Raw genomic sequence first — 1,339 nt, forward strand, 5'->3', positions numbered from 1 at the left:
GGACTCAATCCGGCCAATTTTGTTTTCGATCGTTCATTGTTATACCAGTCGATATATTCTTCTATCTGTCTTTTTAATTCTTCATAGCTTACCAATTCTTCCCCATAATACATTTCTTGCTTTAAAATGCCAAAGAAATTCTCCATCGGAGCGTTGTCTGCGCAGGTTGCTTTACGTGACATGCTTTGAAATACTTTATTTTCTTTTAATGTCCTCACCCATTGGTTGTGCTGGTAATGCCATCCTTGATCGGAATGGATAGTGGTGCGATAGGTTGCATGATTCTTTATTATCTCTATGGTTTCTCTTAAAGGTTCCATGACAAGATCTAACGTTGGACGTTTCCTGATTTCAAACGCAATAATTTCTCCGTTATAAAGGTCAAGAATCGGATTTAAATATAGTTTCTCTTCGCCAAGACATTTGAATTCTGTGATGTCGGTTACTAACTTTTGAAGAGGGATAGGTGTGCTAAAGTGGCGGGATAATCGGTTTTTCGCTACTTTTCCTACGTTTCCTTTATATGAATTGTATTTACGGGATTTCCGCATAAATTTCACACATTTTAATCCCAATTCCCGCATAATGCGATACACTTTTTTATGGTTGATAGAATGTCCTAATTTCTTTAATTCTTTCGTGATACGTTTATAACCATAGCGTTCATGAAACTTCTTAAATAGGTGTGTAATGAGTTCTTTTAATTCTGTATCCGAATCTTCTTTCCCAAAGTTTTTTACATGATAGTGATAGGTTGCTTCAGGAATACCTACAACAACGAATATATCTTTTAATCGGAATCCTTCTTCTTTGAGTTCGAATGCCACCTTTGCCTGTGCTTTTCGTGGAACGCATTCGGATTCTCCCGAAAAGCTCTCAACTTTTTTAGGTAGGCATTTTCTAATCTTAGTAGTTCATTCTCACGTTCTAATTCTTCTTCACGTGTTAACTTTGTCTCTTCCTTTTTCTTGGATTTATTAGGTTCCTTAGACATAGAAGGTCTCCCCTTTGATCTTGGTTTCAGGCCTTCTATCCCTTGTTCACGAAATACTTTCATCCATCGTGCAATTAAGGAGGGATTGTTCAAATCAAATTGCATAGCGGTTTCTAAATAAGAAGCACCTGTCTTTAACATAAATTGTACCGTATCTAATTTAAATTGAACAGAATACTCCTCATTCTTCTTTCTGCTTTTTAACCCCTTCATACCCTGCATTTTATAGGAGTTCACCCAATTTTTTAATGGGGTGTAACTGGGCATATTATATTTTTTCGACAATGATTTGTATCCAAGATTCCCATACAAATACTCGGTGACGAGCTTTATTTTAAATTCTTC

Annotated in this window: 2 protein-coding genes; both read right to left on the reverse strand. The window is 36.1% G+C overall.

What is annotated here, in order from left to right; genetic code table 11:
• Window positions 1-827: IS3 family transposase (locus ACFO3D_RS18890; RefSeq protein WP_390299976.1), on the reverse strand; the 827-nt coding region annotated here is incomplete at its 3' end.
• Window positions 791-1,339 (reverse strand): helix-turn-helix domain-containing protein (locus tag ACFO3D_RS18895; RefSeq protein ID WP_390299979.1); only part of this gene is annotated, 549 nt, incomplete at its 5' end. The genes ACFO3D_RS18890 and ACFO3D_RS18895, both read right to left, overlap by 37 nt.

This window comes from Virgibacillus kekensis (assembly GCF_042654125.1).
Lineage (GTDB): Bacteria > Bacillota > Bacilli > Bacillales > Amphibacillaceae > Lentibacillus > Lentibacillus kekensis.